Annotated in this window: 15 protein-coding genes; 9 read left to right on the top strand and 6 right to left on the bottom strand. The window is 44.9% G+C overall.

The annotated features are described in order from the left end of the window. Nucleotides 1–120: 120 nt before the first annotated feature. Nucleotides 121–1,899, bottom strand: coding sequence for a sodium:solute symporter family transporter (locus IQQ51_RS13020; RefSeq protein ID WP_048613949.1), 1,779 nt, complete (start codon nt 1,897–1,899; stop codon nt 121–123). A 730-nt stretch (nt 1,900–2,629) separates the two neighbouring features. Further along, on the bottom strand, nt 2,630–3,349 hold the full coding sequence (locus IQQ51_RS13015; RefSeq protein ID WP_193841290.1) for a FadR/GntR family transcriptional regulator: 720 nt from the start codon (nt 3,347–3,349) through the stop codon (nt 2,630–2,632). A 266-nt stretch (nt 3,350–3,615) separates the two neighbouring features. Between IQQ51_RS13015 and phnD the strand changes: the two genes are divergently transcribed. The 4 genes from phnD (at nt 3,616) to phnE (IQQ51_RS12995) (ending at nt 7,226) form a co-directional block, all read left to right on the top strand. Beyond that, nucleotides 3,616–4,572: a phosphate/phosphite/phosphonate ABC transporter substrate-binding protein gene (gene phnD / locus IQQ51_RS13010; RefSeq protein WP_193841289.1), complete on the top strand. Its 957-nt coding sequence runs from the start codon at nt 3,616–3,618 to the stop codon at nt 4,570–4,572. A 143-nt stretch (nt 4,573–4,715) separates the two neighbouring features. Continuing rightward, nucleotides 4,716–5,534, top strand: coding sequence for a phosphonate ABC transporter ATP-binding protein (phnC, locus tag IQQ51_RS13005; protein WP_193841288.1), 819 nt, complete (start codon nt 4,716–4,718; stop codon nt 5,532–5,534). Continuing rightward, the gene (gene phnE, locus IQQ51_RS13000) at nt 5,531–6,385 is read left to right on the top strand and encodes a phosphonate ABC transporter, permease protein PhnE (RefSeq protein ID WP_228012849.1); all 855 of its coding nucleotides are present in this window, start codon (nt 5,531–5,533) and stop codon (nt 6,383–6,385) included. The genes phnC and phnE (IQQ51_RS13000) overlap by 4 nt, the downstream gene beginning before the upstream one ends. Before the next feature lie 10 nt (nt 6,386–6,395). Next, complete coding sequence (gene phnE / locus IQQ51_RS12995; RefSeq protein ID WP_048616507.1) at nt 6,396–7,226, top strand: phosphonate ABC transporter, permease protein PhnE; 831 nt, start codon at nt 6,396–6,398, stop codon at nt 7,224–7,226. A 103-nt stretch (nt 7,227–7,329) separates the two neighbouring features. Here phnE (IQQ51_RS12995) and IQQ51_RS12990 read toward each other — a convergent pair whose 3' ends face one another. The 3 genes from IQQ51_RS12990 to IQQ51_RS12980 all read right to left on the bottom strand — a co-directional run bounded on the left by IQQ51_RS12990 (nt 7,330) and on the right by IQQ51_RS12980 (nt 12,796). Next, complete coding sequence (locus tag IQQ51_RS12990) at nt 7,330–8,154, bottom strand: fumarylacetoacetate hydrolase family protein (RefSeq protein ID WP_193841287.1); 825 nt, start codon at nt 8,152–8,154, stop codon at nt 7,330–7,332. Between the two features lie 296 nt (nt 8,155–8,450). Further along, nucleotides 8,451–10,604 (bottom strand): heparinase II/III domain-containing protein, encoded by a 2,154-nt coding sequence (locus tag IQQ51_RS12985; RefSeq protein WP_048607077.1) that lies wholly within the window; start codon nt 10,602–10,604, stop codon nt 8,451–8,453. A gap of 2 nt (nt 10,605–10,606) precedes the next feature. Next, a complete protein-coding gene (locus IQQ51_RS12980; RefSeq protein WP_193841286.1) occupies nt 10,607–12,796 on the bottom strand; it encodes a heparinase II/III domain-containing protein in 2,190 nt (729 codons plus the stop codon). A gap of 333 nt (nt 12,797–13,129) precedes the next feature. Here IQQ51_RS12980 and IQQ51_RS12975 point away from each other — a divergent pair, with 333 nt between their 5' ends. The 5 genes from IQQ51_RS12975 to IQQ51_RS12955 all read left to right on the top strand — a co-directional run bounded on the left by IQQ51_RS12975 (nt 13,130) and on the right by IQQ51_RS12955 (nt 18,769). Continuing rightward, complete coding sequence (locus tag IQQ51_RS12975; protein ID WP_048607082.1) at nt 13,130–13,465, top strand: cupin domain-containing protein; 336 nt, start codon at nt 13,130–13,132, stop codon at nt 13,463–13,465. A gap of 34 nt (nt 13,466–13,499) precedes the next feature. Continuing rightward, nucleotides 13,500–14,432: a sugar kinase gene (locus IQQ51_RS12970; RefSeq protein WP_017061485.1), complete on the top strand. Its 933-nt coding sequence runs from the start codon at nt 13,500–13,502 to the stop codon at nt 14,430–14,432. Between the two features lie 73 nt (nt 14,433–14,505). Continuing rightward, nucleotides 14,506–15,132, top strand: coding sequence for a bifunctional 4-hydroxy-2-oxoglutarate aldolase/2-dehydro-3-deoxy-phosphogluconate aldolase (locus IQQ51_RS12965; RefSeq protein ID WP_017069898.1), 627 nt, complete (start codon nt 14,506–14,508; stop codon nt 15,130–15,132). 858 nt (nt 15,133–15,990) lie between these two features. Then, nucleotides 15,991–17,757, top strand: coding sequence for a sodium:solute symporter family transporter (locus IQQ51_RS12960; protein WP_048613936.1), 1,767 nt, complete (start codon nt 15,991–15,993; stop codon nt 17,755–17,757). 247 nt (nt 17,758–18,004) lie between these two features. Continuing rightward, a complete protein-coding gene (locus IQQ51_RS12955; RefSeq protein ID WP_017067326.1) occupies nt 18,005–18,769 on the top strand; it encodes a transporter substrate-binding domain-containing protein in 765 nt (254 codons plus the stop codon). A gap of 68 nt (nt 18,770–18,837) precedes the next feature. Here IQQ51_RS12955 and IQQ51_RS12950 read toward each other — a convergent pair. Next, nucleotides 18,838–19,436, bottom strand: a 599-nt coding sequence (locus IQQ51_RS12950) for a calcium-binding protein (RefSeq protein ID WP_193841285.1), incomplete at its 5' end; no start/stop codon positions are given.

The following is a 19,436-nucleotide window of genomic DNA, read 5'->3' as shown; positions in this document are numbered from 1 at the left end:
GTACAGTTTTCGTGATTTAGGTCAGATATCTTCCACCTGACGGTTTTTCCGTTTCGCAGAGCAAAAAAAATGCGACGCCCTTTCGAGTCGTCGCATTCTATTATAATCGTTTTCTATGTATTAGCTTTCGGTTACTGCTTTCGCTTGCTTGCCGCCGTCATCGACCGCTTTAACCAATAGCACACCAACACCACCAACTATCACACCACATAAGATGAAGACTAAGCGCCCCCACATTGGGTTAGTAAGTAGAGCCATTAGCATGATACCGACACCCGCTACCGCAATCAGTTTACCAAGCATTTCACGTTGTTTGTTATCCAGTACTTTCTGTTCTGCTGACTCCGCAACTAATGGAGTAGATAGGTTACCGAAGAACTTATCAACGTCTGCTTGACGCTTCTCAGTTAATGGCTTGTAGAACAGAGTTGATAGGATGAAGAAACCACCAGTCAGCGTAATGTGAGCAATCAGACCGATAGCTACCTTAACATCAGACCATTCACGGCTTGTTAGCTCTTCCAGACCGAAGATTGAAGACACCATTTCAGCGTTAACAACGAAACCTACGTAGTAAGAAACAAAACCACCAACCACTAGCGTACCCCAACCAGCCCAGTCCGGAGTCTTCTTAATAAAGAAGCCAAGGAATGCAGGAATTGTCATTGGGAAGCCGATAAGTGCGCCTACATACATCATGGTATCGAACAGGCTCAAACCTTTAAGCGAGTTGATGAACTGTGCAATAAGGATGATAGCGATACCAAACACGGCAGAAGTAATCTTAGAAACCGTTACTAGTTCTTTTTCGCTAGCCGCACCCTTACGAACGATTGGTTCATAGAAGTTCTTAACAAAGATACCTGAGTTACGGTTTAGGCCAGAATCCATTGAAGACATTGTCGCTGCAAACATCGCCGCAACTAGAAGGCCAACCATACCTGCTGGCATGTACTCTTGTACGAAGTATAGGTAGGCAAAGTCACCCGCTTTCTTACCTGCATCTGGGTAAGCTGCCGCTAGGTCGACACCTTGACCTGCAATGTACCAAGAAGGCATGAACCAGATAAATACACCACAAAGCATTAGCACACACGCTAGTAGCGCCGCTTTCTTCGCGTTCTTTGAGTCTTTAGCCGCTAGGTAACGGTAAGAGTTAAGCATGTTGTTAGTAATAGAGAACTGCTTCACGAAGATGAAGAATGCCCAAATGCTGAAGATGCTTAAGTAGTTAATGTTGTTACCAGAAAGGAAAGACCCGCCTTCCGCTACTGGGAAGTTATTCACGATTTCACCAACACCGCCACCTTGAACAACAGCAACAACAGCACATGTCACGGTTACTGCCATGATGATAACCATTTGCATAAAGTCAGATGCGATTACCGCCCATGAGCCACCCGTTACAGACATTGCCAATACAACCAAACCGGTAATCCAGATAGTTGCTGTCATGTCGAAACCGAAGATACCAGATGCGATGATTGCTAGTGCGTTTAACCATACACCGGCAGAAACAACACTGTTTGGCATTGAAGACCAAGTGAAGACTTGTTCGTTAGTCGCACCGAAACGCATACGAATTGCTTCGATTACCGTTACTACACGTAGTTGACGGAACTTTGGAGCAAAGTATGCGAAGTTCATGAAGTAACCAAATGCGTTAGCTACGAAGATGACCGCGACTGCAAAACCATCGTTATACGCTTTACCTGCCGCACCGGTGAATGTCCATGCACTAAACTGGGTCATAAAGGCGGTTGCACCAACCATCCACCACAACATGTTACCGCCCCCGCGGAAGTAGTCACTGGTGGTACTTGTAAATGTTCTAAACATCCAACCTATCGCAATCAAGAATAGGAAATAAATGCCGACAATAATCGTGTTGAGTTCCATCGTGTATCCTTTGTCCGTTGTATTTTGTTACGAGGACTATAGGAAATCTCAAACTTTATTTGTAGTACAATAATCCAAATAAGTGATGGCGATCTTATTTTGATTGATTAAGTTAATTATATATATGACATAGGATGGAATATGGCCAATCCATTAAGGAAATTACTGGTATTTGAGGTGAAAACTCAAAAAACCAAGACCAAAGAACATCACACCCATTAAAATCAAAGACTTATAAAAAAGTGAGACTTTGCACACTTATTAACAAATACAACCAAACACATATAAATATAAAATCCTCAAAAATAATAAAAGCCAAATCAGAGCGAAATTACCCTCATTTATCACACAATAAACCAGTGTTTTTTATCTATTGAGAGTGGACAATTTCATTAGAATTCAACTTAAATTAATCCATATTGAAGCGGCATATCCTGTTCAAACGATGGCGGATTAAAAATATACAAAAATGAAAAATCATGGATGGCGCATAATTATTTGGGGGGGAGCTCGAGTGTCTAAAAACGAATATCGAGCGTAATATTATTTTTATTTTGATGGTAAAGAGGACGATCGCTAGGCGTACACAAGAAGGAATTAACTTAAGAAAGGGTTAAGCGGGGGTGAACCAAAACAGTGCCACACATGGTGCAACACGCTTTCTAAAAACAAAAAAGGCATGCACTTGGCATACCTTTTTGACTGGTTCAAATGAAGTTGAAAACCGTGTTTAGTTTGCAGTGGCTAAACGGTGGTTAGCATCTTGCAAGTGAGCCGCTGACATTGTACGAGCTTTTTCACTGTCGCCAGCCATAATCGCTTCATAGATTCTACGGTGTTCATTGATACATGTGCTGCCCTCTTCAGAAGAGTGCACGATGAAGTTAACGAACATGGTCGTCAGAATATTGCCAAATGGCAGGTAGAAATCGTTACCTGTCGCATTAAAGATCAAGCTATGGAAACGAGTATCGATGTCTGTCCAACGTTCTTGGTCAAACACTTCTGCGTCATCCACTTCAACCATCTTCTGGAAGATCTCTGAAAGCTCGATACGTTGCTCAGCAGTCGCAAATTTTGCAGCTAATGCACACGCTTCAGGTTCAATCGCACGGCGAAGGCCTAAAAACTGAGAACAGAATTGGTCTATGTCGGTTAGACCATCCATCCATTCAATCAGTTGAGGATCAAGAAAGTTCCAGTATGCGCGATCTACTACACGAGTACCGATTTTCGGGCGGGACTCTAACAGACCTTTAGAAGTCAGTAGTTTAACGGCTTCACGAAGTGCCGTACGGCTGATACCAAACTGTTCACACAGCGCCATTTCACCAGGAATAATAGAACCTTGTGGCAGTTCACCAGACAAGATTCCACGAGCGATTTCACGCGCTACTTGCACGTGCAGGCTGCGCTTCGAGCCCGAGATTGAATTAAAAGTGCTAACCATAAGTTCACTTATTTTATATGTTATGTTTATGTATTATTTAAGGATCACTATAACAGGATTTCAACCTAGCGCCAATTGAGTTAAATAGCAACGAGTCGTGCTCTATTAATTTACTCAATGAATCAAACGCTTATAAATCATCTGATTCCACACAGCTAGAAATATTATGTTACACCATTCATAAATCCGTCATCAAAACGCATCGGTTCTGTCATCCTCGATTTCTATACTCCCTTCCCAAGACATCACTCAATTGGACTGAAATAATGAAACCGACAAAAACAAATCTCACGCTTAAGAGCGCTATTACTGCTGCGCTGATTTTTTCTGGTTCTGCATTAGCAATGGATACACGATACGAAGATCGCTCTGGCAACTTGGTTGCTGATGTTCCTCAAGATGAATCACAATGGGTTGACCCAAACACGCTAATTTTTGCTTATACGCCAGTTGAAGATCCTGCAGTATACGCTGATGTGTGGAGCGAGTTTTTGAGCCACCTTGAAAAAACAACGGAAAAGACGGTTCGTTTCTTCCCTGTTCAAAATAACGCAGCTCAAATTGAAGCAATGCGTTCAGGTCGTCTACATATTGCAGGTTTCAACACAGGTTCTACACCACTAGCGGTTAACTGTGCAGGCTTTGCCCCATTCACAATGATGGCTGCAGAAGATGGCTCTTTCGGTTACGAAATGGAAATCATCACTTACCCTGGTTCTGGCATTGAGAAAGTGGAAGACCTAAAAGATAAGAACCTAGCGTTCACATCACAAACGTCTAACTCTGGCTTCAAAGCACCTTCTGCGATTTTGGACGCTGAATACCAACTTCAACCTGATCGAGATTTCAAACCAGCATTCTCTGGCGCACACGACAACTCTATTTTGGGTGTGGCGCACAAAGATTACGATGCTGCAGCCGTCGCTAACTCAGTATTAAACCGCATGGTTTCACGCGATGTTGTGAAAGAAGACCAAATCAAGAGCATCTACAAGTCTCAAACCTTCCCGACTACCGCTTACGGCACAGCGCACAACCTGACGCCAGAGCTGCAAGAGAAGATTCAAAAAGCGTTCTTCACTTTCGATTGGGAAGGCACAAAGCTTCAAGAAGAATTTGAACGTAACGGCGAAGCGCAGTTCGTTCCTATTACTTACAAAGAGCACTGGGAAGTGATCCGTACTATCGATACGGCAAACAAAGTCTCTTATACGTGTAGCTAAGTTCAACCGAACTAAAAAGCCAATCACACACCGATAAAACTAACTGCAGGTGTAATCGCCTGCAGTTATTCACCACTCTTTCCGGTTTACTTTCCATGCCTGTCTCAGGCGAGCTCTTAGTACACCGCTCTTATAGGAATTCTATGTCTACTCTTACCCTTAAAGGGCTTACCAAGCACTACTCCAGTTCTGATAAAGCCCTTACCAACGTTAGCTTGTCGGTCAATGCCGGTGAAGTGGTTGGTTTAATTGGTCCATCTGGTGCGGGTAAATCAACGCTTATCCGTTGTATTAATCGGCTCACCGAACCCACCAGCGGCGAAGTGATCTTTTCCAATACCAATCTAGAAACGCTGTCTAAGCGACAACTGAGACAATCACGCCGTGAAATCGGGATGATTTTCCAAGAGTACGCGCTGATTGAGCGTTTGACGGTGATGGAAAACGTACTTTCAGGACGTTTGGGTTACGTGAATTTCTGGCAAAGCTTTACTCGTCGTTTCCCGGAGTCGGATATCCAAGCCGCTTATGCGCTACTCGACCGTGTTGGATTGTTAGAACACGCTAATAAAAGAGCCGATGCTCTGTCGGGTGGTCAGCGTCAACGTGTTGGTATTGCACGTGCATTTGCTCAGAAACCGAAATTATTATTGATTGATGAGCCAACAGCGGCACTTGATCCACGTACTGCGCGCCAAATCATGCGACTGATCAGTGAGATTTGTTCAGAGCAACAGCTCCCTGCCATCATCAATATTCACGATGTTCAATTAGCAAAGCAGTTTGTTGACCGTGTTGTCGGCTTGAATGCAGGTTGTGTCGTATTTGATGACAAACCAAACCTGCTCACTGAAGATGTTTTAACGCAAATCTACGGTGAAGAAGACTGGAGTCAACAAGCAGAAGAAGAGGCCGATGACCTCATCATCACAAGCCCTCGCCTGTCTGAGGCAACAATATGACTCAACCATATCCAAATCAAGTTCAGCAGCATTTAAAGTCAGGAAAACAGAATTCCAAACAATACCCAACACAGTGGACAAAGCCGCCACTGATTTCTAGCCCATGGCTACGCTGGAGCTTAATCATCATGGTCGCGGTTTACTTGTACCTTGCGACTCAATCGGTACACGTCAACTGGGCTCGAATTTACGAAGGCAGCGAACGCGGCTGGCAGTTCATTTTGGCTTTCATGAACCCAGATTTTGGTGGCCGTTGGAACAACATCTCGCAAGGTTTGATTGAGAGCTTAACCATGACGCTCACATCGACCGTGGCGGGTGTCCTTCTTTCTATACCATTCGGATTAGGCGCAGCCAAAAACCTTGCTCCGACTCCTGTTTACCTATTCTGTCGTGCGTTCATTTCAATCGCTCGTAGCTTACAAGAGATCATCGTTGCGATTCTGTGTGTCGCACTGTTTGGCTTTGGTACCTTTGCAGGTTTTGTCACGCTAACCTTCGCGACCATTGGCTTTCTAGCAAAACTGTTTGCTGATGAGATTGAAGCCATTGACCCTGCACCACTCACTGCAATGCGCGCGACTGGCGCAAGCTGGCTACAACAGGTGAATTACGCCATTCAAGCACAGGTGATGCCGCGCTTTATTGGCCTTTCGATGTACCGACTCGACATCAACTTCCGTGAGTCTGCCGTGATTGGCATTGTTGGCGCAGGTGGTATCGGCGCAACGTTAAACACAGCTATGGACCGTTACGAATACAGCGCAGCAGCCGCTATTCTATTGATTATTATCGTGATTGTGATGTTGTGTGAATACCTATCAACCATCATCCGTAAGCATGTGCAGTAAGGAACGACCAATGAGCACGCTAAATGAAACACCGACAAGCGCCATCAATCGTACCCAATGGCAGCGTTACGACAGTAAACAGAGCCTAATGCTTTGGCTGGGCTGGCTTTGCTTTGTTGCTTTGACAGTATTCGCATGGCAAGTCATGAACAAGGATACGATTTGGTACTTTGTGACTGACTCACCGAATCAATTTGCTGATATCTCTTCACGTATGTGGCCACCAAGATGGAGCTACTTGGAGTCTCTTTGGAGCCCGTTGTGGGACACCATTAACATCGCGACACTTGGCACACTGTTAGGGATCGTACTCGCGTTTCCAGTTGCGTTCTTAGCTGCACGTAATACAACGCCAAGCATGACGTTTATCAGACCTATCGCGCTGTTCATCATCGCGGCAAGTCGCTCAATCAACTCGTTAATTTGGGCGTTGTTGTTAGTAGCAATCATCGGCCCAGGTTTGTTGGCTGGTATCATTGCGATTGCGCTACGTTCGATTGGTTTTGTAGCGAAGTTAATGTATGAAGCGATTGAAGAAGTGAACGCAACACAGATGTCAGCAATCCAATCGACCGGAGCTTCTCCGCTGCAGGTATTGAACTACGGCATTCTTCCGCAAGTGATGCCAAGTTTCATCGGCACGAGCTTGTTCCGTTGGGACATCAATATTCGTGAGTCTACAGTTTTAGGTTTGGTGGGCGCAGGCGGTATCGGCTTAAAACTGCAAGAGTCGATGGCAATGCTGGCATGGCCTCAAGTGACGGTGATTTTCTGTGCGATTCTAGTGACGGTCATCTTCTCCGAATGGTTGGCAGCGAAAGCAAGAAAAGCCCTTATCTAAATAATAAAAACAACGTCAAATAGACGGCTAGCTAGTAATAAGATCAAAGCCTACTCACTGAGTAGGCTTTTTGTTTGTAAAGACTTTACAGGCAAATTCGTGCTTAGAAGCGCACTTCATTAACGACAGTCCCTACCCCTTCAATGGTGACACTCACTTGGTCTTTATCGGATAAAGCAAACGTTCTGCCCGGTGTGCCCATAAAAATAAGGTCACCTGGTTTGAGGGAAAAATAGTGGCTCAAATAGCTGACAACTTTTCGAGGCTTGTGAATCATGAACGAGGTATTTTCTTGTTGAACCACTTTGCCGTTAACACGAGTGGTCAACTCAACATTGTTATAATCAATGCCACGCACAATTGTGTTGCCAACCGGGCCAAAGCCATCGGAAGCTTTCGCTCGGAGCCATTGTAAATCGGCGCCTTGCCAACTTCTTTCCGTAATATCGTTGCCCACTGTGACACCAAAGATCGCTTGCTCGGCTTCTTCTTCACTGGCTTGGCTGAGCTCTCTACCAATCACAACCACCAGCTCGCCTTCAAAATGAACATTTCTTGCTTTTTCTGGCACTTGAATCACTTCGCCCGTGAGAGTCAAAGAGGAAGGAAGTTTAAGAAACATCGGCGGTGGTGCATCGGCAGGTGAGGCTAAATGGCTAGCGAAGTTCATTCCGACAGCGAAGACTTTCTCTGGTTTTGTTGGCAGTAACACCTCAACCGACTCTAACGGGATCGAATTTTTTGCTACCGAATATTCGCCAAAGATATCGCCGCTGATCGGTAACACAACGTCATTGTCTAGCTTTCCATAGCTGACTTTGTCTTGGTATTGATAACGGACAAAATGCTCACTGCTCACCTCAACACTGTTATTGTCTGCCGCCAATGCGACGCCAGATATCGTAACTATTGCCAATAACCACTTCATCCTTGAATCCCTTCAATTTAAATCCCAAATTATACTTTAGCCCACTCTGTAGGATACGAAGAAAAAGGGAAGCTCCGTTGCCCCATCCTCTCTCCCACTTCTTTTAAAAGCAGCAAGCATAAAAAAACCGAGCAACTCGCAGTGAGTTACTCGGTTTAACTTATTCCCGATGTATTCAGTCGTTGTTGGTATCAACGAACGATTTTGCAATCACAACTGAATTCAATGTGATGCTTCGTTCCCGCAAAGCACCACATCAACACAAGCCATCGTTAAATAACTTGCGTGTCAATCATTTACAGTTGAGCAAATGATCCTTCCCACGAGTATGTCTCACCAGCAAACTCAACAGTGTGAGTTGCTTGCTGCGTGTCTTCAGCTTGGTTTGAAATACCGTAGTGGTAAGTGTTACCAGAAGTAGTCTGAATGCGAACAACAGTCCCGACACTGTTATGGCCCACAACAGATACTGATTTAACTAGACCACGAGCGCCTACAGAGGCTTCGATAGACTCGTTAAAGTAACCATGCGTTTCTAGTACAGAAGCAAACACGTGGTTTTGACCAGACTGACGTAAGATGAACGCAGGCTCACTCTTAAGGTTGAAGTCTGGATCGTTAGCACCAGTGCGAGCAAAAATCACTTCGCTGCCCGCATTCGCGCTAGTTACTAGGCTGTAGTAGCTGCTGTCATGTAGCCAGCTTACTAAAGAACCTTCTTCGTTTACTTTGCCTGAAGCCACGTTCCATAGATGTTGGTAACCGTTATCTTCACCTAGCGGCTTAAGCGTTTTTTCCATGTTGTAATCAAAGTCAGTACGGATGATCTGGCCAGAGTGGTGAACGGGTAGGTCGTACTGGTGCTCAGCGTCAGCTTCGATGCGGTACACATCAATCACTAGCGGTTTTTCGAACTCAGGAAGTTCAGCAAGAATCACGCTGCGTTGCATGTCTACGCCAGTGTAGTACTCAGAAATAGTGCCGCTCATGCCTTGTAGAGACTGGTCGTCTGCTACGAAGAAATGCTTCTGACCAAACTTAGACTCAGCCAGTGCTGTGTTGAAATTGTTCTGCGTTTTCTGATCAACCGTTACTGTGTTGTGAGCAACCGTCTGCTTACAGTAAGACTTGTTCTCTGGGATGTAACGACCACCAAACTTAGGCTCAACGTTTACCCAACGACCGAAGCCGTAATCGTGCAGCACTTCGTGGCCACGGTTGAATACGCTTAGGTGCAAGCCATCGTAGTGACCGTGGTCTAGCGCAGAGTGGTACTGGTGGTCGCTGCCGTGCTGACCAAACCAGATCAACGCCATTGTGTCGTCGTCTTGCTCATCACGGTGACGAAGGATGCTTACGCCGCCTTTTTCGCCTTCAGGGCCGTCCGTTACAAACAGGCTACCCCAGTTGAATGCTTTGATGTCGTCGGCTGCATCAACCGCGTCAGACAATGTTTTACCTGAAGCATGAACCCAAACGTTTTGTTGGTGATCAGCCATGCCAAGCAGAGTTTCTGTTTGCTCGTAACGGTGGTAACACACAGACGTAGCCATGATAACGCCTTCATCGTTGATAGAGATTGTCTTCGATGAATCGTTCAGAGCTGGCAATGTACCGTCTGGGAATGCTGTTTTGAATACAGAGTACGACGTTGTCTTGATCACTGAGTCGTTGAATTCATAGATACCAACTTCAGGCTGACGACGTTCAATCGCTTCTGCGAACAGGTAGATTGGACGTAGCGAGAAACGGTGGTAGTAAGGACCTTCCATGTAGTAGCCGTCTGGCGAGAACAGTTGGTCAAGTTGTGCTAAGAAACCGCCGCTTACTTTGTCTAGTTTCAGGCCATAAAGCGCCTTGTCTACTGACTCTTGATCGTTGATTGCGTAACCACAGATACCTACCGCTGCCACTGCCCATAAGCCGTGGTTGTGTACGATATCGAAGTCGTGTGCGTAAGTCACAACGAACATTTCGATCATTTGCTTAAGAAGATCGTCTTCGATCAGACGCTTTTGCTCTTCAGAGATGGTGTGGTAAATACAGCTGTACGCACAAGAAGCGTAAAGCATCCACATGTTCTCGTTCAACGTTTGGTGGAACAGCTTACCCGGAGGGTTAGAATCACGGCTAACGTTGCTTTCAAGTGTTGGGTACACCGTCGCGTATGCTGTTAGCATATCAACGATGTAATCACGGTACTTTGTTTCCTCAGTGATAAGGAACAAACGGCCCGCTAGATCCATATGGATATAGTTTTGCTTGTGACGGTTGTGCTCGTAACCGCCGCCTTCACCGTGACCTGGTACTTCAATGCCAACTTCCGCCATGTAAGCGTCAGTTTGTTTAATGTCGCGAGTCAGTGCGTTACCTAAAAGGCTATCCTTGCCAAGTTCTTTACGAAGCTCTGCTGCTTCATCAAAGTTAAGTAAAAGTGGTTGATAGCTCATTATTATTTCCCCTGCTCTGCTAATTCTGGGTTTAAAGTTGTTTCTACTGAGTAGAAGCCTGTCCAGCTGTATACTTTGCCGTTCAGCTCTACTTTGTGTTCAGTACTGCCAGTCGCGCCAAGTTGGTTGCTGATCATCACGGTCACGTTTGATTTCTCTGTGGTGATCTCAACTACCGAACCGATATTCGTGTGAGCCACTACCTTGATGTCTTTCACAACACCACGTGCATTAACTGATTGCTCGAACTCTTCGTTGAAGTAACCGTGAGTTTCAACAACAGAAGCAAACAATGTTGTTTCGCCTTTGCTACGTAGAATGAACGCAGGCTCAGAACGTAGGTTGAAGCTTGGGTCGTTAGCGCCAGTGCGAGTAAAGATAACTTCAGCATTGTCGTTAGACGTTGCACCTAGCCACGTGTAGTAGGTGTTGTTCTGTAGCCAGCTTACCAGTGCTGTGCCCTTCACTTCACCGCTTGCCACGTTCCAAAGGTGTTGGTAACCGAAGTCTTCACCTAGCGTGTTCAGCTCTTTGTTTGCTTGGTATTCAAAGTTAGTACGAACAATCTGACCTTGATATTGGTGTGAGTAGTCGTATTGATGCTCGCCTTCGCCGCCTTTCTCAGAATCTAAACGGTAAAGATCTAATAGTAGCGGAGATTCTAATTCTTCAAGGTTTAGCATGAACACGCTGCGTTGCATGTCAAAACCTTCGTAATGATCGTTAGCAAATGCGCTCATGCCATTGATTTGCTCGTCTTCTACTTTGAAGAAGTGTGGCAAGCCGTGTACTGCATCCGCGCGCTCAACGTCAAAGTTGTTCTGACATTTTTCATCAATCGTTACTGCGTTATGTGCAATTGTTTGACGAGCGTAAGATTTGTTTTCGTCTAGGTAACGGCCGCCGAATTTAGGCTCGACGTTCACCCAACGACAGAAGCCGTATTCACGCAGTACTTCTTGACCACGGTTGAAGAAAGAAATACCCAGCGTATCAAAGTTGCCGTGACCCATACCGTGTTGGCCGTAGTTCATAACAAGTTGAGAAACGTCGCCTTTCTTATCCTGCATACGGATAAAGCCTTGTGCGCCGTTGTGACCTTGAGGGCCTTCGTTCAATTCAACACTTGGCCAGAAAGGCATGCCGATTTCTTTCTCAGCAGAAGCTGCTTCGTAGGCTTTAGATAGCTCAAGACCACATGGGTGCATCCAAACTGCGTCTTGAATCTTCGCCATACCAAGAATGTTTTGATCTACGTCGTTTTCAGAAGAGTAATGCTTGCTGTAAACACTTACTGCAACCTGAACACCCATGTCTGTGATACCCATAGTACGAGAAGCATCATTCAGAGCCGGGAACTCACCGTTCGGGTAAGCCGTCGCAAGCATCGCTTGTACTGTGTTACCAATCACGCCGCCTTTGTAGTTGTAAATATCCACTTCAGGCATATGACGGTGAATTACTTCAGCGAACACACACGTTGGACGAATCGCATAACGGTGGTAGTAAGGACCTTCCATGTAGTAACCAGAAGGTGCAAACAGCTGAGAAACTTGCGCTAGAAAGCCGCCAGTGTCGTTACGGTCAATCCCGTACACTGACATCTCAAGGTACTCACGCTTGCCAAGAGCAAGACCACAAATACCGACAGCCGCTACTGCCCAAATACCATGATTGTGAATTCGGTCGAAGTCGTGTGCGTATTTAACCGTGAACATTTCTAACATCGGTTCAAAAATGCGAGACTCAATATTGTCGCGTTGTTCTTGTGTCAGGGTTGAAGCAACACAAGAGTAAGCTAAGCTTGAGAACATTAACCAGCAGTGTTCGTTCAGGATTTGGTGGAACAAACGACCTGTAGGGTTAGTGTTTTTCTGTACGTGGTAATCAAACGTTAGGTATTTGTCTGCGTACTCTTCTAGTAATTCTGTAACAAAGTCAGCGTACTTTTGCTCTTTAGTGATCAAGAACATGCGACCAGCTAGATTCATGTACGTGTAATTTTGCTTATGGCGGTTATGTTCGTAACCCCCGGCTTCACCATGACCTGGGACATCAATAGGTAAACGCATGAATGCTTCTAGATCTTTCGCGTTCGCTGCAATGGTTTTGCCCATTAAGCTAGAACGGCCCACTTCAAGATGAAGCTGCTCGATTTCTGCTTCAGTCAACAATACTGGTTTAGTCGTCATATTCTTTGTCACCCTCAATAAAGAGTTTATCTGCTTAAACTTTGATTAAATTTTCAAACTCCATATAAAGTAATACAATATGAGCTTTAATTATACCTATTCGTCGCTAAATGATGAGTAGAGTCACACAATTAGCCATAAGTCATTGATGTAGCTGACTAATGGTAAATATTGACCATTTATTAAGTTGTTGATTTATTTACGCTATATAAAGTATCGCTTGATCAATATCACACAAATTTAGATATATTGTATTACAATTAAACTCATTCCCTTATGATGGATGCAAGTTAAGTAACACTTAAAAGATTTAAACAGATTAGGAGATACACAATGAACTCTTTCTTTATCCTAGATGAAAACCCATGGGAAGAACTTGGTGGCGGCATTAAGCGTAAAATCGTTGCTTACACTGACGATCTAATGGCAGTACACCTATGTTTTGACAAGGGCGCGATTGGCCACCCTCATACTCACGAAATCCATGACCAAATCGGTTACGTAGTTCGTGGCAGCTTCGAAGCTGAGATTGAAGGCGAAAAGAGAGTCCTTAAAGAAGGCGATGCTTACTTCGCTCGTAAACACATGATGCACGGTGCTGTTGCACTAGAGCAAGACAGCATCCTTCTTGATATCTTCAACCCTGCGCGTGAAGATTTCCTAAAATAATAACTAGCGCAACCTCAGTTGCTAAGGTAAGCATATGAAATCATTAAACATCGCGGTCATTGGCGAGTGCATGGTTGAGCTACAAAAGAAACAAGACGGGCTTAAGCAAAGTTTCGGTGGCGATACACTAAATACTGCACTTTACTTGTCTCGCTTAACAAAAGAGCAAGATATCAACACGAGCTACGTAACAGCACTAGGCACTGACCCATTCAGTACCGACATGTTAGAAAAGTGGCAAGCGGAAGGTATCGACACTAGCTTAATTGCTCAGCTTGATCACAAACAACCAGGGCTTTACTACATCGAGACCGATGAAACTGGTGAACGCAGTTTCCACTACTGGCGTAATGATGCTGCAGCAAAGTTCATGTTTGACCAGGAAGACACGCCTGCTCTACTTGATAAGTTATTCTCTTTTGATGCGGTTTACCTAAGTGGTATTACGCTTGCTATCTTGACAGAGAATGGACGCACGCAGCTATTCAACTTCTTAGACAAATTTAAAGCGCAAGGCGGCCAAGTATTCTTCGACAATAACTTCCGTCCAAAACTTTGGGAAAGCCAACAAGAAGCGATCTCTTGGTACTTGAAGATGCTTAAGTACACAGACACGGCTCTACTGACGTTCGATGACGAGCAAGAGTTGTATGGCGACGAAAGCATTGAACAGTGTATTGCACGTACGTCTGAATCTGGTGTGAAAGAGATCATCATTAAACGTGGTGCTAAAGACTGCCTAGTGGTTGAGAGCCAAAGCGCTCAGTACGTTGCTCCAAACCCAGTAGACAACATTGTTGATACTACAGCGGCTGGCGACTCGTTCAGCGCGGGCTTCCTAGCTAAGCGCTTAAGCGGTGGCAATGCACGTGATGCAGCGTTAGCTGGTCATATTGTGGCAGGGACTGTGATTCAGCATCCAGGTGCTATCATTCCTCTAGAAGCGACGCCTGATCTGTCTCTATAATTACGCACTTTAACTATTAATCAAGGGTTTGCTTAGTTGAAAGCAAGCCCACATTTAACGTGAGAAAGAATTCATGACTACATTAAATGAACAACTAGCAAACCTAAAAGTAATTCCTGTAATCGCTATCAACCGTGCTGAAGACGCTATCCCTCTAGGTAAAGCACTTGTTGAAAACGGCATGCCATGTGCAGAAATCACGCTACGTACAGAATGTGCAATCGAAGCGATTCGCATCATGCGTAAAGAATTTCCAGACATGCTAATCGGTTCAGGTACTGTACTGACTAACGAGCAAGTTGACGCATCTATCGAAGCTGGCGTTGATTTCATCGTAAGCCCAGGTTTCAACCCGCGCACTGTTCAATACTGTATCGATAAGGGTGTTGCAATCGTACCGGGTGTTAACAACCCAAGCCTAGTTGAGCAAGCAATGGAAATGGGCCTTCGCACGTTGAAGTTCTTCCCTGCTGAGCCTTCTGGCGGTACTGGCATGCTTAAAGCACTAACAGCGGTTTACCCTGTTAAATTTATGCCTACTGGTGGCGTAAGCTTGAAGAATGTTGATGAATACCTATCGATCCCTTCTGTACTTGCGTGTGGCGGTACTTGGATGGTTCCAACTAACCTTATCGACGAAGGTAAGTGGGACGAGCTAGGCAAGCTGGTTCGTGACGCAGTTGATCACGTTAACGCTTAATCTATTTTAGATTTAGTGATGAAGCCTCACCTCGGTGGGGCTTTTTGTTATCTGGCGTTTATTGCGCTGACTAACCGTAAAACACGCTCAATCAACGTTCTGTTTCCCCACACCTTATCGCCTTTCTCTCTATGGGTTCGCACAGCTCCGCGACTAAGACAGGCAATAACAAGTAATGTAAGCTTTCAATCGACTTCAGCACGCATCTAACGAAGCGTTACTGGTGCCCCCTGTCGCCTATCCAGCTTCTTATCCAGCCCCTTATCCAGCAATGTTCCTTTTCGATACGTCATCAAGCATCTCTCATCGCATGCACTGAAGACCACAATAGACAAAGTGAGCCGAAAGTGTGTCCCGCCCGTCCAGTTTAACGCCTACTCAGTGACAAAAATTCCAAATACGCGCCTCTAAAGCACAAAAAATGAACAAATGGCATAGAAAGGCTTCATAGCCGCAGATAAACAGAAAATAGCGAAGTGAAAACAATGAGCTACACTTGAAATCTCAATACAAAAGTTTTCAGTATAGGGTTCCAAATTAACGTGAATGTCGTCGCACAACACACCAATTTGTAGCACATTTGTTACGGTTATAATTAAAATCTTATAGATACGGCAAAGTAAGTGCTTTTGTTTATATTGTAATACATATAAACATTTAAACCTCAATTTATTTTAAATCTCAAACAAAATACACGCACATTTAAATTCAATAAAAACAAATACTTACATTACAACACATTAGAGTCCGAAAAATCAATGCGACCTAGATCATACTAAAGACATATTGTAGTACAAATAAACCTTGGGACGCGTTAATCTAAGCCCAGTTAATTATGATATTTAAAAGGCTGAAAAGATGACTATTGATACTTTTGTTGTTCTCGCCTACTTCTTCTTTTTAATCGCGATTGGTTGGATGTTCCGTAAGTTCACCACCTCTACAAGTGATTACTTCAGAGGGGGCGGCAAAATGTTGTGGTGGATGGTTGGTGCAACTGCCTTCATGACACAATTTTCAGCATGGACGTTTACAGGTGCCGCAGGACGCGCGTTCAATGACGGTTTCGTTATTGTAATCCTATTCTTAGCCAATGCTTTTGGCTACTTCATGAACTATATGTACTTCGCTCCAAAGTTCCGCCAACTTCGTGTGGTAACGGCGATCGAAGCTATTCGTCAGCGCTTTGGTAAAACGTCTGAACAGTTCTTCACATGGGCAGGTATGCCTGACAGCCTTATCTCTGCAGGTATCTGGCTAAACGGTCTAGCTATCTTTGTAGCTGCGGTATTCAACATCCCAATGGAAGCGACCATTGTGGTAACGGGTATGGTTCTAGTATTGATGGCAGTAACGGGCGGCTCTTGGGCGGTTGTTGCTTCTGACTTCATGCAAATGCTTGTAATCATGGCCGTGACAATCACTTGTGCGGTAGCAGCTTACTTCCACGGTGGCGGCTTAACTAACATCGTTGCTAACTTCGACGGCGACTTCATGTTAGGTAACAACCTAAACTACATGAGCATCTTCATCCTTTGGGTTGTATTCATCTTCGTGAAGCAGTTCGGTGTAATGAACAACAGCATCAACGCTTACCGTTACCTATGTGCAAAAGACAGTGAAAACGCACGTAAAGCGGCAGGCCTAGCATGTATCCTTATGGTTGTTGGTCCACTAATTTGGTTCCTACCACCTTGGTACGTTAGTGCATTCATGCCTGAGTTCGCTGAGCAATACACATCAATGGGCGACAAAGCCGGTGATGCTGCTTACCTAGCATTCGTACAAAACGTAATGCCAGCAGGTATGGTTGGTCTTCTTATGTCAGCAATGTTCGCTGCAACGATGTCTTCTATGGATTCAGGTTTGAACCGTAACGCTGGTATCTTTGTAATGAACTTCTACAGCCCGATTCTTCGTCAAAATGCGACTCAGAAAGAGCTGGTTATTGTAAGTAAGCTAACGACTATCATGATGGGTATTATCATCATCGCGATTGGTCTATTCATTAACTCTCTGCGTCACTTAAGCTTGTTCGATATCGTAATGAACGTAGGTGCGTTGATTGGCTTCCCAATGCTTATCCCTGTACTACTAGGTATGTGGATTCGTAAGACACCTGACTGGGCTGGTTGGTCTACTCTAGTGGTTGGTGGTTTCGTTTCTTACATCTTCGGTATCTCTCTGCAAGCAGAAGACATCGAGAACCTATTTGGTCTAGAAACAGCGCTTACAGGCCGTGAATGGAGCGACCTGAAAGTCGGTCTTAGCTTAGCTGCTCACGTAGTGTTCACAGGTGGTTACTTCATCATGACTTCTCGCTTCTACAAAGGCCTATCGCCAGAGCGTGAGAAAGAAGTTGACCAACTATTCACTAACTGGAACACGCCGCTTGTAGCGGAAGGTGAAGAGCAACAAAACCTAGATACTAAACAGCGTTCAATGCTTGGTAAGCTTATCAGCACAGCAGGTTTCGGTATCCTAGCAATGGCTCTGATTCCAAACGAACCAACAGGACGCTTGTTGTTCCTACTATGTGGTTCGATGGTACTAACCGTTGGTATCCTACTGGTTAACGCATCTAAAGCTCCGGCTAAGATGAACAACGAGTCAGTTGCTAAATAGCTAAATAAGCAGCTAACAAGTTAAACCAAAATGAAGCCCATGTTATTCGATAACATGGGCTTTTTGTTTGTCTTCGGTTTATCAAAACGGAATATGAAACGCATCTCGGTCAATGCTCATAAACCGTAGAAATACCTATCTCCTGCCCTCGTTTTATCTTCTTTTCCCACCTTTCCAATGGTTTGATCTCTTTCTCTGATTGTTTCTGTTACTTTGAATGACAACACAAACACAACAGACAATTACAATGAAAAAAACATCACTATTACTTGCTTCCATTGCTCTGGCACTTTCTGGTGTCGCACACGCTGACCAGCTAGAAGACATTCAAAAATCAGGCACGCTTCGTGTGGGCACCACTGGCGACTACAAGCCATTCTCTTACTTCGATGGTAAAAGCTACTCTGGCTACGATATCGATGTTGCACAGCACATCGCGGAGCAATTAGGCGTTGAATTGAAGATTGTTCGTACCACATGGAAAGATCTACTGGCTGATCTAGACGACGATAAGTACGACATCGCGATGGGCGGTATTACGCGTAAAATGCAGCGTCAGTTAAACGCGGAACAAACTCAAGGCTACATGACCTTTGGTAAGTGTTTCTTGGTTGCGAAAGGCACCGCAGAACAGTACGACAGCATTGAGAAAGTGAACCTCTCTTCTGTTCGTGTGGGCGTGAACATTGGCGGTACTAACGAGATCTTTGCCGACGCGAACTTGCAAAATGCAAGCTTCACACGTTACGAGAACAACCTCGACGTGCCGAAAGCAGTAGCAGAAGGCAAAGTTGATGTGATGGTGACAGAAACCCCTGAAGGTCTGTTCTATCAAGTGACTGACGAACGTCTTGAAGCGGCACGCTGCGAAACTCCGTTCACCAACAGTCAGTTCGGCTACCTGATTCCTAAAGGTGAACAACGTTTGTTGAACACGGTGAACTTCATTATGGATGAAATGAAATTGAAAGGTGTTGAAGAAGAGTTCCTGATTCACAACTCTCTTAAATAGTTCTCTAAAGTTTTAGATAAAAATAGGCCAGCATTGCTGGCCTCTTTCGTTATGGTTTAATGGTTCGCTTAACCGTGAGTTATCACATTTTGCTGTACTAGCGCATCTAGGATATCTGAAGGCATGGTGCCACTTAAGGTTAGCTGTGGCGCAAGGTCTTCAACCACAATCACCTGTTCCGTAGTACCTAAGCCATCCGGGTTGATCGTAAGCTCAATGTCATCCCCGTCCACTTTCGCGTCTATCTGTTGTAGCAACGCGGTCATGTCTGGAGATGTGTTTTTAAGCTCCGGCAACACTTCTCTCAAGTCAATACTGTCCCCTTCCGACAAATCAAAGTCGGTAATCGTATCTTCAACACCATCTTCTATGTTAAGCCATACGAACGAGTCCATACCATCGCCACCCGTCAGAATGTCTGAGCCTCCACCGCCAATCAGGGTGTCGTTACCGTCACCGCCAACCAGCGTATCGTCACCAGCTCCACCTACAAGTCGGTCATTGCCAGAGCCCGCTGTTAAGTCAGTCGCATTCGCACCAGCCAATAGCTGAATATCGTCAGTTTCCGAAGCCAGGTTAATATCAACCGCGTCAGACACGATGTTCAAATTCAGGTCAATCGAAGCCGATGTCGCCGTATCGTTGTTTGTCTCTTCAGAAACAGCCT

Source organism: Vibrio sp. OPT18 (assembly GCF_015163615.1).
Lineage (GTDB): Bacteria > Pseudomonadota > Gammaproteobacteria > Enterobacterales > Vibrionaceae > Vibrio > Vibrio coralliirubri.
The sequence above is the reverse complement of the archived record's forward strand: the minus strand, read 5'-3'. Positions and strand labels throughout refer to the sequence as shown.